This window comes from Legionella fairfieldensis ATCC 49588 (assembly GCF_000621525.1).
GTDB lineage: Bacteria > Pseudomonadota > Gammaproteobacteria > Legionellales > Legionellaceae > Tatlockia > Tatlockia fairfieldensis.
Map to the genome: position 1 here is coordinate 154174 of NZ_JHYC01000001.1, position 20141 is coordinate 174314.

Genomic DNA, 20141 nt, shown 5'->3' on the forward strand with positions numbered 1-20141 from the left:
GGGATAACATATATGACTTATAAAATTCATACTCTCCTGCTAAAAATCGCGTTTCTCTCTCTAATTTGCTCATTGAGTTGCACAGCTACAGCGGAAAATGGCTCCATAGCCCCTACTCTTGCTCCGGTACTCAAAAATGCCATGCCAGCTATTGTAAATGTCGCCGTGCAAGGCGTCATTCCCGGCACGCTGACCAATGCCGAAGAAGACGAAGAAGCCTCCACACAAAATCAGCAACCACACCAACCCCAATTAATTCCCGAAAAACCACGAAAATTTCAAAGTATTGGTTCAGGAGTCATTGTCGATCCTCGTAATGGTGTTGTGATTACCAACGATCATGTGGTGCGTAATGCAAACCTCATTACAGTTACTTTAAATGATGGCCGACGTCTGAAAGCAAAACTTATTGGCGGTGATAGTGAAACAGACATTGCCGTTTTAAAAATTGATGCAAAAAATCTTAAAAGTCTCCCTATTGGCGACTCTGATAAAGCAGAAGTAGGTGATTTTGTCGTTGCTATTGGTAATCCTTTTGGGCTAAACAGTTTTGGAAACAGCCAAACAGCTACTTTTGGGATTATCAGCGCAACAAAGCGTAGTGATTTAAATATTGAAGGCGTAGAGAACTTTATTCAAACGGATGCGGCAATCAATCCAGGCAATTCAGGTGGCGCTCTTGTTAATGCCGCAGGTGAATTGATTGGTATTAACACCGCTATTATATCACCCTATGGTGGCAACGTGGGTATTGGCTTCGCAATCCCTATTAATATGGCGAAGGATGTTGCCCAGCAGCTAATTAAATTCGGCTCGATACACCGTGGCCTTATGGGTATTTTTGTCCAGCATCTAACGCCCGAACTTGCTCAGGCAATGGGCTATCCAGAGGAGCTTCAGGGAGCCATTGTTTCTCAGGTTAATGAGGATTCACCCGCTGAAAAAGCAGGTCTGAAACCAGGCGATATCATTACTCAGATTAATGACACCAAAATCACGCAAGCAACTCAGGTAAAAACGACTATTGGTCTTTTACGTGTTGGTAGTGAAGCGAAAATAACGATAAAGCGTGACGGAAAGGAAATGACGCTGAATGCCGTAGTCACGGATGTTAAAAAACATGAACAAAAATTACAGGCTAATAACCCTTTTCTTTATGGGTTGGCTTTAAAAAGTTTTGAGCAGGAATCTCCATTGCACGGCCATGTGGCAGGTATACAGGTAGTGGGTGCCTCTGAAAATAGTGCGGGTTGGCGAGCAGGTTTAAGGCCCGGTGATATTATTATTTCGGCTAATAAACAACCCACTACCAATGTTAAAATGTTACAAGCGATAGCAACGCAAAAGAAACAACAGCTATTAGTGCAGGTATTACGGGGACCTGGTGCGCTCTTTCTTCTTATAGTTTAACATTCCTGTTTGCGGAAAGATGATTTAGCCTCATGTCAGCTCAGAAGTTATTGATACTGACCCTACTTTCCGCAGCTGCTCGTTCACAATTTTTAAGGAGGAATACGTACCATTGGGGGAATCTTACTCTTCATAGCATTGATATATGCTTTAGTGCATATACCCGCGTTTGTACCAACATTGTTGGTTGTTATAGTGGGTACAGCGATTGCACTATCTATACCGCTCATTGTATCAACAGGTTTGGATGCACTTACTAAAACAGTTGAGATAGTTAGAGCAATGTATTCATTGCCAAATTCGGCCTCCCTTGATTATCATCAGGACACCCTGGAATATTCTTATAGAACGGTTGATGAAAGCCATAATGTAACCATTACACAAATCAGAAAAATATATACCAATAACCTGACGGTAGCCGAAATAAAACACAGATTTTTTCAACCGCAAATGAATAAGGCAGTCACTTTGCAGGAAGAAGTTCAAACGGAATTTAATGCATTAAACAAACCATAATTTGATGCAATCCATTTTTGGAATCAAATACACAAGGAATGACCATTGGCATTCGAAAGTCGTTCGAATGCCAATGGTTAATGTGAGGATATATCTTTAATAATCACCTCACCATACTGAATTAGCGTCCTTTTTCTCAGTCTAAAAATATTAAGCTTCTGGTATTGACATCAAGCACATTAAAGGACAAAATCACCACCTCTTGTGGCTATGTAGCTCAGCCGGTTAGAGCGCGGCACTCATAATGCTGAGGTCGGTGGTTCGAGTCCACCCATAGCCACCATCTTTTCTGCTTTATATTTTCCTGTGATAAATTACTTAAAAACTCTAGGGTATCCCGGGAAATTTGGTTATGATGTAGTGATGGATGATTTGATGATTGTTTAATGCTAAAAATTGCGTTTTGTGTTTTGGTGCTATTTGGTTTAATTCCTTCTTATGCAAGTGGTATCATTATAAAAACAGTGCTTGTCGAAGGTAAACCGGCTTACATGCTGCAAGCGGGTAGTTTTCCTCACGAACATAATGCATTACAGTTAAAATTTAAATTGTCTTCATCAATTAACTACCCCGTTGTTATTGAACATCCAGCAAACCAGACTCATTATGTAGTTAACGTTGGCCCTGTTAACGATTATTCAGTTGCCAAAGATTTACAACGAAAATTAAGTACAGGGAGCCAGAATACATTCACACAGCCCACTCTCACTGAAACGAGTTCTGTGAAAACAACAAACCCCGCTACCCCGTTAATTACCGATACAGAAAATAAAAATACCCTTGCCCCCCAGACAACAAAAAAATTATGGAATTTACATAATGCCGATATCCGTGCTGTTATCGGAGAAGTGTCTCGCGTTACAGGCAAAAATTTTATAATTGATCCGCGCGTGCAAGGAAAAATATCCATCGTTTCCAGTACATCAATGTCAGAAAAAGAGCTTTATCAGGTTTTTTTATCAATGCTTCAGGTTTCCGGATACGCAGCGGTACCCAGTGGAAGCGTTATCAAAATCGTTCCTAATATTGATGCTAAAACGCTTTCCCCTGACTTATTAAGCCAGATGAAAAATCCTCCTCGAGGTGATGATATGATGGTTGCAGTCATTCCTGTTCATCATGTCCCTTCCGAACAGCTTATACCTGTCTTACGTCCTTTAATGCCTCAATGGAGTAATGTCTCTGCTTATCCCCCCTCCAATATGCTCATTCTTTCGGGACGAGCCAGTAATATTAAACAAATGGCTGCTATTATCAAACAGGTCGATAGCTCATCAGTGAACGGGATTGATTATGTTCATTTAAAGCATGCCCTGGCTATGGATATAGCCAATACCTTAAAAGATTTGGTAAAGCCTCAACCAGGCACGGGAGGACACAATCAAGTGATGCTGGCTGCTGATGATCGCAGCAATGCGATATTACTAAGTGGCAATAAAACTGAGCGCATCCGATTACGTTTATTGATCGCTCAATTAGACCGTCAAAGTCAACATGGTAACGATAGCAACACGCAGGTTATCTATTTAAATTATCTCCGCGCTGAAGATCTGGTGCCCATCCTGGCAGGCATTGCGCAGGCAAACTTTAGTGGCAACGTCGGTACTACTATAGGCACTATTACACGACCTGAATTAGACAGCACTAATCCAGCCTCTAATTTTGCTACTGGGACTTCAAGTACGAACAAAAATGGTTTTATGGGTATGCTTCCTCCTTTGCCCACATCCTCAGCTGCTATGGGTAATACAAACAGTGCAAATACGCAAAATGAAGGCACAACCAAGCCCACGGTACAAATCATCGCAGAACCCAATACCAATTCGATCATTGTCAATGCACCAGCAAGCCTGATCCGCATTTTAAAAGCAGTGATTACTCAATTAGACATTCGACCCGCTCAACTTCTTATCGAAGCGTTGGTTGCGGAGGTCAACGAACGAGACTTCTGTGATCTGGGTATCGAATGGGGCACCGATCAACAAACTGGTGACCCACTCAACTTTAGACCAGGATTTGCTATTATCAACGCAAAAACGACTATTAAAGATTTTCAGGCACAACTTTACGCACTGGCCAGACAACGGCGAGCTAATATTCTATCGACTCCATCCGTTGTAGTATTGGATAATCGACAAGCTAAAATTCTGGTAGGCAAGCAAGTCTCCGTTGCCACCACTACCTACCCAAATAACGCCGGAGGAACCGCGGCGGGAAGCCCCTATGTGACCTATGATCGCCTCAATGTGGCACTTCATCTTTATGTGAGGCCGCAAATTACGCGTGGAAAAGGGATCCAGCTACAGATTGACCAAGGTAACGATACGATCGATCCATCCAGTACAGAAAATAGTACCAATCCCACGTTTGACATCAGCAGTATCGTCACCTCTGTTCATGTAGAAAGCGGTGATATTGTAGTATTAGGGGGGTTAATTCAGAATAGTTTAGGCGATGACGATAGTAAAATTCCCATTATAGGAGATATTCCCGGAGTGGGGAGACTTTTCCAGCGTGATATTAATTCTCGGGAAAAACGGGTATTAATGGTATTCATACGACCGGTTATTTTAAGAAATGAAAACGAAGCAGTGCATGTTACCGGAGGTAAATACAATGACATTCGGCAATATGAATTAGATATGTTACGTCAGCAGCCTTACAATAGAGCCAATCAGGATATGATTTTACCTGCCTTGAATCGGGCCACTTTACCCAAGCCTTTTAATCACAGAAACAAACCAGCTTATGCCATGACTAAATAACCTATGGAAAATAATGAAAAATTCACACGGCTTCCTTATGCCTTTGCTAAAAATCAGGGAGTAATTGCCTGTCCCGATCCCAGTGATGAGAGCATAATAGTTTATCATCTGCCAAAACCTTCTTTACAAACGCTTGCTGAAGTCAAACGTCTGTTACAAAGTGAATTAAGATTCAAAGAAGTCAACGAAACAGAGTTTCAACAGCATTTGGCTCAACTTTATCAGTCCCAATCTTCTGTACTTGATGCGGCAGAAGGCATGGAAGAGGATATCGATCTGTCTCTGTTAGCAGGACAATTGCCAATAAGCGAGGATTTATTGGATAATCAGGACGATGCGCCTGTTATTCGTTTAATTAATGCTCTGTTTACTCAGGCAATAAAACAAAAAGCATCGGACATTCACATTGAAACTTACGAAAATCGGGTATTAGTTCGCAATCGCATTGACGGCGTCTTACATGAAGTTCTAGAGATTCAACGTGCTATTGCTCCTTTAGTTATTTCTCGTGTTAAAGTCATGGCCCGATTGGACATTGCTGAAAAACGTATTCCCCAGGATGGTCGTATTGCTCTCCGGATTGGCGGGCATAACATTGATGTACGTGTATCAACACTTCCTTCCAGTCATGGTGAACGTATTGTATTGCGAATTTTGGATAAACAAGCTGCTCAACTTGATTTGAGTCTGCTAGGGATGCCAAAATCCACTTTGACGGCTATGCGCAAAATGATTGCTCAACCCCATGGCATTATTTTAGTAACTGGCCCAACAGGTTCAGGTAAAACCACTTCCCTCTATGCCATGCTGACCGAACTGAATGAAGTCAGCCGTAATATTTTAACGATTGAAGATCCCATTGAATACGATCTGCCGGGCATCGGGCAAACTCAAGTCAATACTAAAGTGCAAATGACTTTTGCCAAAGGTCTGCGTGCTATCCTGCGCCAAGATCCCGATGTGGTAATGATTGGAGAAATTCGTGATCTGGAAACTGCCGAGATTGCGGTACAGGCCAGCCTCACGGGGCATTTGGTTCTTTCAACACTTCACACCAATAGCGCTTTGGGCGCTCTGACACGCCTTCACGACATGGGGGTTGAATCCTTTTTGTTATCATCCAGTATGATAGGTTTAATCGCTCAGCGACTGGTAAGAAAACTATGCTCTCATTGCAAGATTCCCCATCAGCTACGCGATGATGAACGCGAATTAATGGGATTAAATTCGGCTACAGACATCTCTAAAGTATGTGAGCCCAAAGGCTGTGATCAATGTAATCATTTAGGTTATCGCGGCCGTACAGGCATTTATGAACTGATTAGTATGGATGAAACGTTACGAAGCATGATTCATCGTAACGAAAGTTTACAAACAATCGATGCTTACCTGCGGCCCGCTAATCCCACTATACGCCAGGATGGTTTTAAACGAGTGTTAGCGGGCGATACTTCTCTCGCAGAGATCCTTCGAGTGACCAGTCAATACTGACCTAAAAGCTCCCTTTTTCCGGGGTAAGTTTCCAATTAATTGTACCTGGCTTTCTCCAAAAAGCTGAACCGGATTCAGTAGTATAAGATGCGTCAATACCTACTGTTTTTGATACGATTTGCCCACTAATTTTTCCTGCGCTAAACAAACAGTATTCTTGCTGGCTTTTAAAAGTAATATATTTTCCATTACAGTTATACTCAAGATTTATCTCAGGACCATAAACAGTTTGTGCTATCTCAAATCGTTTGGAGTCGTTCGATAAAATAGTGGCAGGAGGAGAACTATGAAGACTGCCATGTATCAGATTTGATGTCACTAAAAAACAACTTTCTGAAGTAAGATTTGCTATTTGTATATGTAGGGTACCACAAGCATTTTCAGTATCTGCCCAAGTGCAAGGACTGGTTAAACAAGCTAAAACGAACATTAAATAACAGACTTTTTTCATCTTTGACTCTTATCATTACATTTTCAATTATTTTAACATTATAAAAAAAAATTACGAGATACTTCGTTTAAAACAGGGATCATACCCGGGGGCTTTTACTCTCTTGTTATCTGAGGATGCTAATATTCAAAGGCAAATCGGAGTACAAAGTAAAGGATTTTTGCCTTTAAACCATTCGCTTGATATCATAATTTGAAATAGTTTTTTAACATCACTCAATCCAGAGTTTTGTAAATACCGAGATACAAAAAGCGCTCAACGAACACTGACAAATAGAGGTTGGTTATGAGTTTACCAACTACGGAAAAAGGGATTAGGCCGAGCTTTGAAACAGACCATGAATTCAGGATTAGCGCCCTCACTATATGGTACAAGGATAGCAACCATGCAAAGAACCAACAACCACTTTTTTATACGCAGAATACTGATGTTGCTATGCTGCGGGTCGATAGTAATGACCGCACAGGCAGCCGAGCCACTGTGGACGCTTGTTCCTGCTCCGGGAAGTAATCCCGTCCAGACTGTGCCGGCGAACGGGACAGCTACAGTACAGTATGTGGTCCAAAATCAGTCAGGTAAGCCTAAAACACTGGTCATTCAGTCCACACCGGGCATTAGCCAAACTGCTCCCTGTCAACTGATGCCCAGAGGACAGGCCGGCAGCAGTTGTGTCTTGAATCTTGCCATTATCGGCACTGTGTTACCTCAGGGAGGTGTTCATTACGGCCCCGTGCTGTGCCAGGCGAATCTGGATGGCAGCCCGAATCCAAACCAGTGTTATCAGCCAGGTGCCGCCACTAGTTTACATATTACCCGCGGCCCTGCCACAGGTGCTACGATTACGGTGAGTCCCTCTGCTTTAAATTTTGTTGCGGGAACAAATGGGTTGGTCACTGTAACCAATAGCCTGACCTCGCCAGAGCCTGCGAATAATGTGGTTGCCACCATTCCCTTCGGCAGTCCTATCAGCGTGCAAAGCACGACCTGCGGGGCGAGTCTTGCGATTGGCGCAAGCTGTACGATTACTTTTGCCTCAGGCGTTCAAGAAGGGCCAATCAGTATTTCCATTGCGGGCGACAATACCAACACGGTAAATGTTGATGTGACGGTGACCAGTCTGCCCCAAATAAACATTACCAATCCTGTACAGCAAGACCGGGTTATTACGGTAGCTGGAATGACACCGTTGTCTTTAGAAGTTACCAATGATGCGGGCAGTGTCGTGAATGCCAATGCAATTACAGTCAGCGATAAGACAGGCTGCACTAATCTATCTGTTGATGACAGCAATTGCGCCAGTGTGGCGCCCGGAGCAAGCTGCACACTGGAACTAACGTCAAACACGCCGTATGTGCCATGTACGATTACCGTTAGTGGCAGCAATACAGCCAATAGTCCACAAGCTTTGATTGCCTTTTCTCATTTAGGGGGATTGGTATTTGCGGAAAGCGGCGGCAGTGGTAAGGTCGTTATTGATGCGGCACAAGGCTTTAATAGCCTATGGACAAACACTTTTTCAGATATAAGCGGCGCAACAAGCCTTGATGATGGCGTTGCCAATACTAATGCAATTATTCTTGATGGAGCCTGTACAGGCAGTCTTGCTAATTGCGCTGCCCAGCGTTGCCGGGACATCAGTGCTGACTGGTATCTTCCCGCACAAAATGAGCTGTCTGCAGTTCATGACGCATTGTGCTCCAACCGTGTAACTCCCTGTAACTTTGGGGGGTTTCCGTCCGCATTCTACTGGAGTTCGTCACAATACCTCACCAACTTCGCGCGGGTCGTGACCTTTCCTTTGGGTAGCGACGACATCGCCGTCTTTAAGAACAATGAGCGACCTGTTCGGTGTGTCCGGGCTTTTACCCCTTAGCCCCTTTATCCTTTTTCTTTTGAGGCAGTAAAGCTGCCTCATGATTTTTTTGAAGACGAATGATTTGGATGTTAAGGTTACGGTCCTTGCGTCACAAATGGGAAAATGTATGTCTACTTATAGGCCGTATGAAATCTGATGAAACCACCAAAAGCACGATTACGCTGCTGTATTTGAGTTCAATTTAAGGCAACTTACTCGTTATTTTGGAGGTGAGGTACGTCAAAAAGTTGATGAAGTGAGTGATATTGTAGCAAACCAATGCAAATATTATCGAAAAGATGTCCATCATTTCGCGACAGCGACAACTTATCCCCAAAATATGGGGATAACCTTGTGTATAGTGGATTTAAGCCCTTGAAAAATAGCTAAAGATCGTGCGCTGCTTTCTTGAAAACAATGATCCTCTTTTTGCTATACTGCGGCAATCAAACTGGCGATTCGTATAACACTAACTCATCAATATCAGTATTTATCCATTACCACATTGATCTCAAACATTCTCATCCTAGTCGAGCGTCCGATGATATAGAAGAAGAATTGAATCCCCAACTAATAGCTTCTCCTTTTATTGCTGCCAACGCCTCCATTTTTATTTTTACTGCATAGGCATCCACATAATTTTCTATAATGGGTAATGCTTTTTTAATTGCCATTACCAGCTTGCCTAAAGATGATCCCGGTTCTTTTTTATAATGCTCCAGGTTTTTTTTCAATTGTTGGATTAGAGGATTTATGTATTTTCCTGTACCAGTCTCTTGCAGTTCAAACACATAAGCTAAAGAGGCTTCTAATTCGCTAAGTGGATCCTTCATCATAGCTCCTATCTGATTCTTATTATTAAAGTTAGTCTAAATATTACGATTTACCAAATAATATGCATAATGTGTGCTCAAAATCATGCGGACTTAATATTTTGGATTAGGGCAGGAGTATTCGTTGGTGGAACACTGAAGTAACTTTAAATTACTTCCATTCAAGATGACTGGAGGCTAAAGTAAGGGAATTTTTGAGCACATATTAGTCAACACAGTAAATTCAGAAAACTTCTTCTTGCCAAATGTTTACGTAATGGCGTCAACTTAAAGCCAATTTTCGTTATCTACATCCCGCAGCTTGTCTACGGCACTCAAGATTGACCTACGTGCTGGATTCCACGGACGAGCCGTGGAACGTAGGTATTTCCTTGAGTTGGCACCATTATACGGTCTTATAACGATAGCATCACTCAGCTCGCTTTCGCCAGGTCGTACCGTTAACATTATCCTCCAGCTCTATCCCCTGGCTCATTAAAATAGCCCTGATTTCATCGGCTCTTGTCCAGTCACGGGCCGCTCTGGCCTGCAAACGCTCTTCAATTAACTGTTCAATAGTAGTTTTCTCGTTTTCATCAAGACCTGCTTGTAGAAAAGATTCACATGAAAATTGTAATAAGCCCATTAGTGAGGCTAAATGCTTTAATGTTACCGCTTGCTTCACTGAATTGGTTTTATTGATTTCATGGCTTAATTGAAATAATACAGACAATGCAATCGGTGTATTAAAGTCGTCATTCATGGCAGCGTTAAACTGGTCAAGCCAATAGGTATCCAATTCTTCATCATTTGATATTTTCACATCTTTTATGGATTGATAAAGGCGAGTCAATGACTTTCTGGCATTATATAAATTATCTTCCGAATAATTTAACGGGCTACGATAATGACTGCTTAATAAAAAATAACGGACTACTTCAGGATGATGTTTTTGTAATACGTCTTCAATGGTTAAAAAATTTCCTGTTGATTTGGCCATTTTTTCATTATTAATCTGCAACATACCCACATGCAGCCAATAATTGGCAAATGTTTTGCCGCTTGCCCCTTCACTTTGGGCAATTTCATTTTCATGATGAGGAAACTGTAAATCTAATCCCCCTCCGTGAATATCAATATGATCTCCCAGTTCATCCATAGCCATTGCAGAACATTCAATATGCCATCCCGGACGTCCTTCTCCCCAGGGTGAAGGCCAACTCGGTTCGCCGGGTTTCGCTTTTTTCCACAATACGAAATCCAGAGGAGAACGTTTTTCTTTTACGATATTAATCCGTGCCCCAGCTTCTAAACCCGCCAAATCTTTATGAGATAATTTGCCATACTCTTTAAAGTGCTCAACCTGATAACACACATCACCATTATCACTAATATAGGCATAATTTTTATCAAGCAGACGCTCAATTAAATCAACAATAGACGCTATATAGTCAGTTGCGCAAGGCTCCAAATCCGGAGGTAAGATGTTCAAAGCATACATATCGTCATGCATTGCCTGAATATATTGCGCAGTCAATTCGTTGATCGATACTCCGCGCTCATTGGCACGAACAATAATTTTATCATCAATATCGGTGATATTGCGGACATAAGTGACATCATAACCTTGAGAACGCAGAAACCGTACAATAACATCAAAAGAAACCATTGAGCGCGCATGTCCCAAATGGCAGCGATCATAAACAGTGACACCGCAAACATACATCCGGATTTTGCCAGGATTAATGGGTTTAAAACGCTCTTTACTGCGGGTTAATGAATTATAAAGAATCAACATAACTATTTCTTTCCCCCGTTTGTCCAGGTATCTTTCAAACTTACCACACTATGAAATATACGAGTCTGTTTCCCTTCAACCTGATTAACGCAATAATAACCCAAGCGTTCAAATTGAAAAACTTCATTGGCGGGTTGTATAGTCAACGATGGCTCACAATATCCTTGTTGCACCTGTAATGAATCAGGATTCAGGAATTGGAGAAAATTATCTTCCCGAGCCGGGTTAGGATCATGAAATAAACGATCGTATTGATAAATAGTAATCGGATGCGCCTGTTGGCAAGAAAGCCAATGAATAACCCCCTTCACTTTTCTGTCAACAGGATTTTTACCTAATGTATCTTTATCATAGCTACAATGGATCTCAACAATCTCACCTTGATCATTATAAATCACATCGGTACAGCGAATGATGTAAGCATGCCGTAAACGAACTTCGGCACCGGGTGATAAGCGGAAATAATTTTTAGGCGGTTCTTCCATAAAATCACTACGCTCAATATAAATCTCGCGGCTAAAAGGAAGCGTACGAGACCCTCCTTGCGGATCTTGAGGATGAAACGGTGCCTCCAGATTCTCAACGCTGCCTTCAGGGTAATTATCAATAATGACTTTTAAAGGGTCGAGTACACACATCGCTCTTCGTGCAGTCTTATTCAGTTCATTGCGCACACATTCTTCCAATAGCGACATATCAATCACTGAGTCACTGCGCGATATACCAATAATCTCACAAAATTGTCTAATCGCTGCTGCCGGATAACCTCGTTTACGCATACCTCGCAACGTAGGTAACCGTGGATCGTCCCAGCCTGAAACAACCTGCTGTTCAACCAGTTGTCTAAGTTTGCGTTTTGAAGTAACGGTATGCGATAAATTAAGGCGTGCAAATTCAGTTTGAACAGGCTGGACTGGCACCGGCAAATTATTAATAAACCAATCGTACAAGGGGCGATGATCCTGGAATTCCAAAGTACAAAGTGAATGCGTTATTTTTTCCAGGGCGTCCGAAACCGGATGAGCGTAATCATACATGGGATAAATACACCAGGTATTCCCTGTGCGCTGATGAGAGACATGCCTTATTCGATAGATAACCGGATCACGCATATTGACGTTCCCTGAACGCATGTCAATCCGGGCGCGCAAGACATGACTGCCATCCGCAAATTCGCCTGCTTTCATGCGATGAAATAAATCAAGGTTTTCGTCTACGGATCTATCGCGATAAGGACTTTCACGACCAGGCTCTTGTAAAGTACCTCGATAAGCACGGATGTCTTCCATACTTAAACTGTCCACATAGGCTTTACCTTCTTTAATTAAACAGACAGCATAATCATAAAGCTGCTGGTAATAATCAGAACAGTGGGTCATTTCACACCACTCAAAACCGAGCCAGCGGACATCCTCAATAATAGCGTTAACGTACTCCTCTTCCTCTTTAATAGGATTTGTATCATCAAACCGTAAAAAACAGCGCCCATTAAATTCATTAGCCAAACCAAAATTCAGGCAGATTGATTTAGCATGCCCAATATGCAAATAACCATTGGGTTCAGGAGGAAAACGAGTTACAACCTCATGATGTTTACCAGTCGCTAATTCTTCTGTAATTAATTGTCGTATAAAGTTTGATCTTTTTTCACTGATTTCAGTCATGATTTTTTCCATTATTATCCATCGCATACCGCATGTCGCGTATTAAAAAAGCCCCGGCCGCAGAAGCATTGCCAGAAGAAGTGTAAGAATCAAAAATCCGACTGACAAGTGCTGCATCAACAATTACGCCATCAGCAAAGGCTGCTACCTCCGCTGCCATGGGGGCTGTGCCAGCCTCTACCATGAGAGGTAATGCTGTCTGCGACTTTCGATGTTGATAAAGTTCTTTCATCGTCAGTGGGTCAAAATCATGAGAACCGATGACTTCTTCCAACGAGGCATAGTAGAGATAGCCTTTAGCATAACGATCAATCAGGGGCATACGCTCATCAGCAGTAGCAGGCGAACATAAATAAATGCTATATAGCCCATAAGTGTCCCATAATTTTGCCATTATTTCACTTTCTTCCGGTGGCAAATCAACCAGGATAGTGCCATCAACGCCAACCTGACTCGCTCGTTTGGCAAAATTTTCATAACCATACACTTCAACAGGATTCATGTAACCCATTAACACAATGGGAGTTAGCTGATCGCGTTCACGAAATTTTTCCACCCTAGAAAATACATCATCGCAATTTATTCCATAAGCTAAAGCACGCTCCATAGACGCCTGGATCACTGGGCCTTCGACCATCGGATCAGAAAAAGGAATGCCTATTTCGAGGGTGTCAGCACCAGCCGCCACTAACTCGTGCATTAAAGGGACAGTCATATCGGGATGAGGATCACCTGCTGTCAGATAAGGGCTTAACATTTTTTTATTACTGGCTCGTAGTCTTTCCAGCATTTTATCAATTCGATTCATGGATTACCTTTTTACACCTTGCGAATTCTATTTGAAGAATTATTTAAAGTCATTGTTAATTTTTATAAAAATGTACACTCAAAATACCGGGATTAGCGAGCGGTTCTTCAATTAGCTTCTACCTGATTCTCTTTGATTTCGTTCGATTTATACCATTTTAAACAGAATTTGCCTTATAAAGATAAATTATCAATGTGAGCCACCGTATGCATATCTTTATCACCACGGCCCGACAAATTGACAATAATTCGCTGAGAAGAATGCATACTCTTGGCTAATTTCATAGCATACGCTATAGCATGACTGGATTCCAAAGCAGGAATAATTCCTTCCAATCGGGTTAGCATACGAAAAGCGCCAAGGGCCTCTTCATCGTTAATAACTACATAATGTGCTCGACCACTCTCTTTGAGATAAGCGTGTTCGGGACCTACGCCCGGATAATCAAGACCTGCTGCTATTGAATAGGTATCATTGATCTGACCATGTTCATCGCAAAGCAAATAGCTGCGACAACCATGAAGAACACCTGGCTTACCAGCTAATAATGAAGCAGCATGTTCACCACTATCAAGTCCTTTACCTCCCGCTTCGACACCATACAACGCAACTGACTTATCCTGCAAAAAAGGATAAAACAATCCTATCGCGTTAGAGCCACCGCCTACACAAGCGACTAAAGCATCGGGTAGAGAACCTGTTTTCTCTATGATTTGCTCTTTTGTTTCCCGACCAATAACTGCCTGAAAATCTCTTACCATTTGAGGGTAAGGATGAGGTCCGGCTACTGTGCCAATCATATAAAAAGTACTATCGATATTACTCACCCAGTCACGCATTGCTTCATTTAAAGCATCTTTCAGCGTTTTGGAACCCGCTGTAACAGGTACCACTTCCGCACCCAAAAGCTTCATACGAAGGACATTAGAGGTTTGGCGTTTTATATCGTCGACCCCCATATAAACCACACACTCCAACCCCATTCTGGCGGCTACAGTTGCAGAAGCGACCCCATGCTGCCCAGCTCCTGTTTCAGCAATAACTCTTTTTTTCCCCATGCGTTTGGCCAGTAGAGCCTGGCCTATCGTATTATTAATCTTGTGAGAGCCGGTATGATTTAAATCCTCACGTTTTAAATAAATCTGCGCTCCCCCTGCTTTAGCAGTTAAACGTCGCGCATGATATAAAGGGGTTGGTCGACCTGTGTAGTCTCGTAAGTCTGTGCTTAATTCTGCTAAAAATTCAGTATCAAAACGATAATGTTGATACGCCTTTTGTAATTGCTCCAGAGCATTCATTAAGGTATCAGCAACAAACATTCCACCGTAGACACCAAAATGACCAGCATGATTTGGCAGGTCTTCCTCATTCATTTTCATGATCACCGGGATTCCACAATGCACTGACAAACTGGCTCATTTTGACATGATCTTTAATACCAGGTGATGCTTCGATACCACTACAAACATCGACTGCATAAGGAAGACAACGATTCGCGGCCGCGCTTACATTGGTTTCGTTAAGGCCGCCAGACAGGATAAAAGGTTTATCCAGATTTTGAGGGATTAACCCCCAATCGAACGTTTTACCGGTACCGCCATAACCTAAATCAGAAGGAGTATCCAGGAGAATCGCTGCTGCATCATGATATTCAGCAAAGCAACTGTAGATGGACGCAGCAGTACTTACCTGCATTGCTTTAATATAAGGTTTTTTGAATTGACCACAAAAATTGGGCGATTCCTCGCCATGAAATTGTAACCATACGATGGGTAATTCGCTGATAATCTCATCAACCAATAAAGACGAAGGATTAACAAGAACAGCTACCACATCCATAAAGACTGGTATTTTACGTAATAATTTTTTCGCCTGAGTCAATGAAATACAACGTGGACTTTCAGGATAAAAAATTAAACCAATGGCATCTACCCCTAATGCAGCCGCCTGCGCTATATCTTCCTCGCGCATCATGCCACACATTTTTATTCTTACTCTGGACTCAGTCAATTAGCGCTCCCAAAGAAATAAAGGTCCCGGATTTGTCTGTATCACACCAAACTCCTTTGGATAAGATACACCAACCAGATATAAACCATAAGGCGGTGCTGTTTCAGCACCCAATCGTCTATCTTTAGCCTGTAAAACTTCATTAACCCACTCTGTGGGCTTTTTACCTGAACCAACAGCAATCAATACACCAGCAATATTTCTCACCATATGATGCAGAAAAGCATTCGCAGCAATGTCAATCATAATCAAATCCCCCGTGCGCGTTACTTCCAGATGATGAACATTGCGCATCGGTGTATTGGATTGACATTCTACAGAACGAAAAGACGTATAATCGTTCTCTCCCAGGAGAAATTGCCCTGCCTCCTGCATGGCCTTGTGATCAAGCTGCCGATACTGCCATGTTACACTACTTCGCAACAGTGCGGGACGAATTGGCGTATTGTAAATAATGTAGCGATATCGCCGCGCCACAGCAGAATAACGAGCGTGAAAACTGTCTGGCATCTCACGCCCCCATTTTACACAAACATCTTTGGGTAAAAATGAATTGGCACCATGTATCCAGGAACGGATGGTCCGCTCTTTCTCGCAATCAAAGTGAACAATCTGGCTCGTGGCATGAACGCCAGTATCTGTCCTGCCAGCACAGACAACACTGATTCGAGTATCCGCCACCTTTGTTAAAGCTTGCTCTAACACATTCTGTATCGTATGCAAACCAGTCTGTGCCTGCCAACCATGATATTGGCTACCATCGTATTCAACCCCTAAGGCAATACGCATTAGCATTTCCTGCTGAAAACGGCCAATGTATAATACCGTGATACATTTGTCTAGTGGGATCCATAATGCCAACAGGGCCTACATACCCTGTTTAGACCGCAATAAATTGATTTGAGTTCGCCATTATTCAAAGCGCCTTGATGAGAAGATATACCTGTTCCATCAAGTACTGCCTTAACTGCCTCTTTTTTCTGTTTGGCAGAATAGCCATAGTTAATAGTATAACCGAAAGTCCTAAAAGACTTAGTCATCTCGCTAATATAATCAGTCTAAGTAATAATTATATAAAAATGTCTGCTATAATGCCGCTCATCTGATTTTAATACCAAATAAGTACATGACCGCACTCCTTCTCGATGGTAAAAAAGCAGCGGCAACGCTTCAGAATGATGTCAAACTAACGGTTGACAATAGGTTAGCTCAGGGACAGCGAGCGCCTGCATTAGCTGTTGTTTTAGTAGGAAATGATCCCGCTTCTCATATTTACGTTAATAATAAACGTAAAGCCTGCCTTGAAGTGGGAATTAGCTCCCATGCTTATGATCTTCCTGAAAATACGTCAGAAGAGGAATTATTACAGTTAATCCATACTTTAAATCATTCTGATGAAATTGATGGTATTCTAGTCCAATTACCCCTTCCCGCAACAATTGATACGAATAAAGTAATCGAGTGTATTAATCCAGCCAAAGACGTGGATGGCTTTCACCCTTATAATATGGGACGGCTTGCTCAAAACAATCCTCTATTAAGACCCTGTACGCCCTTTGGGATTATTAATTTACTCGAATTTTACGAGATTCCACTGAGAGGGAAGCATACGGTAATTATTGGTGCCTCAAATATTGTAGGTCGGCCTATGGCATTGGAATTTTTATCAGCAGGAGCGACTGTTACTATCTGCCATCGTTATACCTCCAATCTGGAACAACATGTAAGAATGGCCGACCTGATAGTAGTCGCTACGGGTGTACAAGATGTTATTGATGTAAAATGGCTAAATTTAGAGCAAATTGTTATTGATGTAGGGATGCACCGCTTACCCGATGGCACATTACGTGGTGATGTTGATTTTTCGAGAGCAAAAAATAAAGTGGCCTGGCTCACCCCGGTGCCTGGTGGCGTAGGACCAATGACCATTGCTACATTATTGAAAAATACACTCATAGCAGCGGATAGATAAATTAATAGAATGCCCACGCAAATCAGATTTAACGATTAAGCTCTTCCCAATCAAAATCATCATTTAATTCATCAAATTCATCTTTAAATTCTTCTTTTAAACGCTTGCGCTCCAGGTGCTCTTCCAACATTTTCCGTACGCGCTTTTTATGAGTTAATTGCTCTGCGTCCTCTTCATAAGAATAATCTGAAAAAGAAGCATTTTCTTCATAGTCTTTTTGTAAGCTCATCACTGCCTCCAGCTGGACTGATTCTCGCTCAGCTTAAGTATAGTTCAAGAGATTCTATATTTTGATAAAAATTTTCCTGCGGTAAAGAATAGTGAGAACCAATAACCAGATTAACGTGTAACTTAAAGCATACAATAAGGAGCCATTTTTTAAAGACATCCCGCCAAAAAAATACGCCGTAATAAATACGCGCAGATTATCGGTAAAGCCATCATGCGGAATGGAAATCATGGCTTGTATTTTTAAGAAAAAAACATGGAGCACATAAGCCGCCATCGCATTAACACCAAACATTTCAAAAAGTCTGGACCATTTTTTCCAACCTTTTATTTCAATCAGCCAATAACAAAAAGCTAACCCAATAAGAGCAAATCCTCCCGTCCATAACACATAGGAGCTTGTCCACAAGGTTTTGTTAACAGGAAACCATAATCCCCACACACCCCCTATTAACAGTGCTAACAGACCAGCAAAGGCCATTCTTGTCATTTTTTCCCAGGCACTATAAGAAGAAAGCAACCACATTCCTGTTAAATTTCCTATTAACGTCGTAGCAATAGCTGGAAATGTACTCAATAATCCTTCCGGATCATAAATTTTCCCATATAAATGAGAAGGAGAAAAAAAGAGTCGATCGAGGTAAGCGGCTAAATTTCCCTCCACCGTCAATTGATTGGTACCATAACCCGGCACAAAAACGAACGTCATTATGAACCAGTAACCAATAAGCAGAAGTCCTGCAATAGCTGCCTGAATTTCCATGCGTGTCGTCAAAAACAGTAACGACGCACAAAAATAACAAATTGCTATGCGTTGTAAGACACCCAATATTCGAAGAGTAGATAAATCAAAGTGATAAGGAAAGGCATTAAGAAAAAGCCCTATCGCAAACATAAAAATGCTGCGCTTTAGCACTTGAATAATTAATGAATTTAAAGATAAATCAGGGTTATTTTTTGCCTTTGTTAAACTAAAAACCGCAGAAATACCGACAATAAAAATAAAAAAAGGAAAAACGAGGTCAGCAAGCGTACAGCCATTCCACGTAGAATGCTTCAACCAGGGGTACACTACATGATTTCCCGGGCTATTTACTAAAATCATTAATACTATTGTAATTCCCCGAAAAACATCGATGGATAATAATCTGTTTATATGCATAACACGAGCTGAGTTCTTACCAGAAGTTCCTAATTTATTTATTCGAAATAGTATATTAACTGCTGATTAATCAAATCTATAATGTTTTAATTTAAAACATGTAGACTAACATTTAAACTGTTAGTCTACATTATTTTTAAGATTTTTTAAACCACGTACTGGAATATCAATATGATAAATATAATGCTGAATAATCTGCTTGGCTTGCTCGCTCGTTAGTGGCTTGGTAAGCGCACCTTCCATGCTATAATCGATACAATCATATTTAACAATGTCTGCTTCATAGCCAGTTAATGCAATAATAGGAACATGATACGAAGTACCTTTCTCCAACTGACGAATTTTTTTTGAGATGACATAACCTGAAGTATCTTCCAGACCAATATCCATAAAAACAAGATCATACTTGCCTGGCGCAAAAAGTGCTACTGCTTTATCGCCTGAATCAGCAATATCCACATGACAGTCTAATTGCATTAATAAAGATTGCGCTGCTTTTTGTGCAATAGAGTTATCTTCTACCATTAATACCTTGGGCGGTTTCTGATCCTCTTTATTTTCTTTTTCATGGGTTTCCAATACCGCTTTCGTTTCCGTCTTCATATTATTTAATTGCAATTGTTCCTTAATTTTTTTCAATTGCTCTTCCATTTTTTTACGTTCAGTAATATCCGTGAGAATTCCAACCAGGCCAATGATTTCATTATTTCGATCAAATAAGGGGACACGTGTTGAAAGATAATAAATAATCCTATCGTTTTTATCAAAAACAGGCGCTTCAACCACATCATAAGCAGGTTTGTCGGAAAGCAACGCATTAATATCGTCTTTTTTCAACATTTCAGCACGCTCTTCTGACCAATGCGCCAGAGAAACCAGTTTTTTATAAGGGGATTTTCCTATCAAATCATCCGCCTGATTAATGCCCAACATATCCCGAAAATTTTTATTACAGCCAGTCAGGGTGCAGTTTCTATCAAGCAGGTAAACAATATTTGGCATACAATCAACAACATCCTTATAATATTGATGTAAGTCATCAAGATCTTTTTGGTCCCTGGATTTTGTACGTGACATACTACATCTCCTTAGGATTGGTTGCATTTGAAGTATAGTACATCTATGGTATAGAAGAGCGTTTCCTCACGTCTTAAGTTATTATTAAATAAGCTATTATCAAAATTAACGCTTTATCGCTC

General features: G+C 41.4%; 17 protein-coding genes and 1 tRNA gene. 7 read left to right on the forward strand and 11 right to left on the reverse strand.

The genetic code is table 11. From position 1 onward, the window contains the following. Window positions 1-141 precede the first annotated feature (141 nt). The 5 genes from T345_RS0100685 (at window position 142) to lspE (ending at window position 6182) form a co-directional block, all read left to right on the forward strand. Window positions 142-1410 (forward strand): Do family serine endopeptidase, encoded by a 1269-nt coding sequence (locus T345_RS0100685; protein WP_242604545.1) that lies wholly within the window; start codon window positions 142-144, stop codon window positions 1408-1410. A 153-nt stretch (window positions 1411-1563) separates the two neighbouring features. Continuing rightward, window positions 1564-1926, forward strand: coding sequence for a hypothetical protein (locus T345_RS0100690; protein ID WP_131777686.1), 363 nt, complete (start codon window positions 1564-1566; stop codon window positions 1924-1926). Between the two features lie 206 nt (window positions 1927-2132). Beyond that, window positions 2133-2209, forward strand: a tRNA-Met gene (locus T345_RS0100695). 103 nt (window positions 2210-2312) lie between these two features. Beyond that, window positions 2313-4691 (forward strand): GspD family T2SS secretin variant LspD, encoded by a 2379-nt coding sequence (gene lspD / locus T345_RS0100700; RefSeq protein ID WP_051555066.1) that lies wholly within the window; start codon window positions 2313-2315, stop codon window positions 4689-4691. 3 nt (window positions 4692-4694) lie between these two features. Next, complete coding sequence (gene lspE, locus T345_RS0100705) at window positions 4695-6182, forward strand: GspE family T2SS ATPase variant LspE (protein ID WP_028387641.1); 1488 nt, start codon at window positions 4695-4697, stop codon at window positions 6180-6182. Between the two features lies 1 nt (window position 6183). Here the strand turns inward: lspE and T345_RS0100710 are convergent, their stop codons facing one another. Further along, entirely contained in the window at window positions 6184-6633 is a 450-nt protein-coding gene (locus T345_RS0100710; RefSeq protein WP_028387642.1) for a hypothetical protein, read from the reverse strand. A 385-nt stretch (window positions 6634-7018) separates the two neighbouring features. Between T345_RS0100710 and T345_RS15145 the strand changes: the two genes are divergently transcribed. Further along, window positions 7019-8506, forward strand: coding sequence for an Lcl C-terminal domain-containing protein (locus T345_RS15145; RefSeq protein WP_028387643.1), 1488 nt, complete (start codon window positions 7019-7021; stop codon window positions 8504-8506). 503 nt (window positions 8507-9009) lie between these two features. Here T345_RS15145 and T345_RS0100720 read toward each other — a convergent pair. From T345_RS0100720 to truA, 7 genes are all read right to left on the reverse strand, one after another. After that, window positions 9010-9321, reverse strand: coding sequence for a hypothetical protein (locus tag T345_RS0100720; RefSeq protein ID WP_028387644.1), 312 nt, complete (start codon window positions 9319-9321; stop codon window positions 9010-9012). A 409-nt stretch (window positions 9322-9730) separates the two neighbouring features. Further along, complete coding sequence (gene cysS / locus T345_RS0100725; protein WP_028387645.1) at window positions 9731-11098, reverse strand: cysteine--tRNA ligase; 1368 nt, start codon at window positions 11096-11098, stop codon at window positions 9731-9733. A 2-nt stretch (window positions 11099-11100) separates the two neighbouring features. Next, entirely contained in the window at window positions 11101-12762 is a 1662-nt protein-coding gene (locus tag T345_RS0100730) for a glutamine--tRNA ligase/YqeY domain fusion protein (RefSeq protein WP_028387646.1), read from the reverse strand. After that, window positions 12755-13570 carry a tryptophan synthase subunit alpha gene (gene trpA / locus T345_RS0100735; protein WP_028387647.1) on the reverse strand — a complete coding sequence of 272 codons (816 nt, stop codon included), beginning with the start codon at window positions 13568-13570 and terminating at the stop codon, window positions 12755-12757. Before trpA ends, T345_RS0100730 begins: the two co-directional genes overlap by 8 nt. A gap of 173 nt (window positions 13571-13743) precedes the next feature. Next, window positions 13744-14943 (reverse strand): tryptophan synthase subunit beta, encoded by a 1200-nt coding sequence (gene trpB / locus T345_RS0100740; RefSeq protein ID WP_028387648.1) that lies wholly within the window; start codon window positions 14941-14943, stop codon window positions 13744-13746. After that, window positions 14936-15580, reverse strand: a complete 645-nt coding sequence (locus T345_RS0100745; protein ID WP_131777757.1) for a phosphoribosylanthranilate isomerase — start codon at window positions 15578-15580, stop codon at window positions 14936-14938. Before T345_RS0100745 ends, trpB begins: the two co-directional genes overlap by 8 nt. After that, window positions 15581-16369, reverse strand: a complete 789-nt coding sequence (truA, locus tag T345_RS0100750) for a tRNA pseudouridine(38-40) synthase TruA (protein ID WP_028387650.1) — start codon at window positions 16367-16369, stop codon at window positions 15581-15583. 337 nt (window positions 16370-16706) lie between these two features. Here truA and folD point away from each other — a divergent pair, with 337 nt between their 5' ends. Continuing rightward, the gene (gene folD / locus T345_RS0100755; protein WP_028387651.1) at window positions 16707-17552 is read left to right on the forward strand and encodes a bifunctional methylenetetrahydrofolate dehydrogenase/methenyltetrahydrofolate cyclohydrolase FolD; all 846 of its coding nucleotides are present in this window, start codon (window positions 16707-16709) and stop codon (window positions 17550-17552) included. A gap of 28 nt (window positions 17553-17580) precedes the next feature. Here the strand turns inward: folD and T345_RS0100760 are convergent, their stop codons facing one another. The 3 genes from T345_RS0100760 to T345_RS0100770 form a co-directional block, all read right to left on the reverse strand. Next, window positions 17581-17781 (reverse strand): PA3496 family putative envelope integrity protein, encoded by a 201-nt coding sequence (locus T345_RS0100760; protein ID WP_028387652.1) that lies wholly within the window; start codon window positions 17779-17781, stop codon window positions 17581-17583. A 54-nt stretch (window positions 17782-17835) separates the two neighbouring features. After that, window positions 17836-18942 (reverse strand): acyltransferase family protein, encoded by a 1107-nt coding sequence (locus tag T345_RS0100765; RefSeq protein WP_028387653.1) that lies wholly within the window; start codon window positions 18940-18942, stop codon window positions 17836-17838. Window positions 18943-19062: 120 nt separating this feature from the next. Further along, window positions 19063-20019: a response regulator gene (locus T345_RS0100770; RefSeq protein WP_028387654.1), complete on the reverse strand. Its 957-nt coding sequence runs from the start codon at window positions 20017-20019 to the stop codon at window positions 19063-19065. Window positions 20020-20141: the final 122 nt, after the last annotated feature.

Bases quoted from the DNA above. Each gene is read 5' to 3' on its own strand.
- T345_RS0100685 (WP_242604545.1), top strand. From the start codon at position 142: ATGCCAGCTATTGTAAATGTCGCCGTGCAAGGCGTCATTCCCGGCACG.
- lspD (WP_051555066.1), top strand. From the start codon at position 2,313: ATGCTAAAAATTGCGTTTTGTGTTTTGGTGCTATTTGGTTTAATTCCT.
- lspE (WP_028387641.1), top strand. From the start codon at position 4,695: ATGGAAAATAATGAAAAATTCACACGGCTTCCTTATGCCTTTGCTAAA.
- T345_RS0100710 (WP_028387642.1), bottom strand. From the start codon at position 6,633: ATGAAAAAAGTCTGTTATTTAATGTTCGTTTTAGCTTGTTTAACCAGT.
- T345_RS15145 (WP_028387643.1), top strand. From the start codon at position 7,019: ATGCAAAGAACCAACAACCACTTTTTTATACGCAGAATACTGATGTTG.
- T345_RS0100720 (WP_028387644.1), bottom strand. From the start codon at position 9,321: ATGAAGGATCCACTTAGCGAATTAGAAGCCTCTTTAGCTTATGTGTTT.
- cysS (WP_028387645.1), bottom strand. From the start codon at position 11,098: ATGTTGATTCTTTATAATTCATTAACCCGCAGTAAAGAGCGTTTTAAA.
- T345_RS0100730 (WP_028387646.1), bottom strand. From the start codon at position 12,762: ATGACTGAAATCAGTGAAAAAAGATCAAACTTTATACGACAATTAATT.
- trpA (WP_028387647.1), bottom strand. From the start codon at position 13,570: ATGAATCGAATTGATAAAATGCTGGAAAGACTACGAGCCAGTAATAAA.
- trpB (WP_028387648.1), bottom strand. From the start codon at position 14,943: ATGAATGAGGAAGACCTGCCAAATCATGCTGGTCATTTTGGTGTCTAC.
- truA (WP_028387650.1), bottom strand. From the start codon at position 16,369: ATGCGTATTGCCTTAGGGGTTGAATACGATGGTAGCCAATATCATGGT.
- folD (WP_028387651.1), top strand. From the start codon at position 16,707: ATGACCGCACTCCTTCTCGATGGTAAAAAAGCAGCGGCAACGCTTCAG.
- T345_RS0100760 (WP_028387652.1), bottom strand. From the start codon at position 17,781: ATGAGCTTACAAAAAGACTATGAAGAAAATGCTTCTTTTTCAGATTAT.
- T345_RS0100765 (WP_028387653.1), bottom strand. From the start codon at position 18,942: ATGCATATAAACAGATTATTATCCATCGATGTTTTTCGGGGAATTACA.
- T345_RS0100770 (WP_028387654.1), bottom strand. From the start codon at position 20,019: ATGTCACGTACAAAATCCAGGGACCAAAAAGATCTTGATGACTTACAT.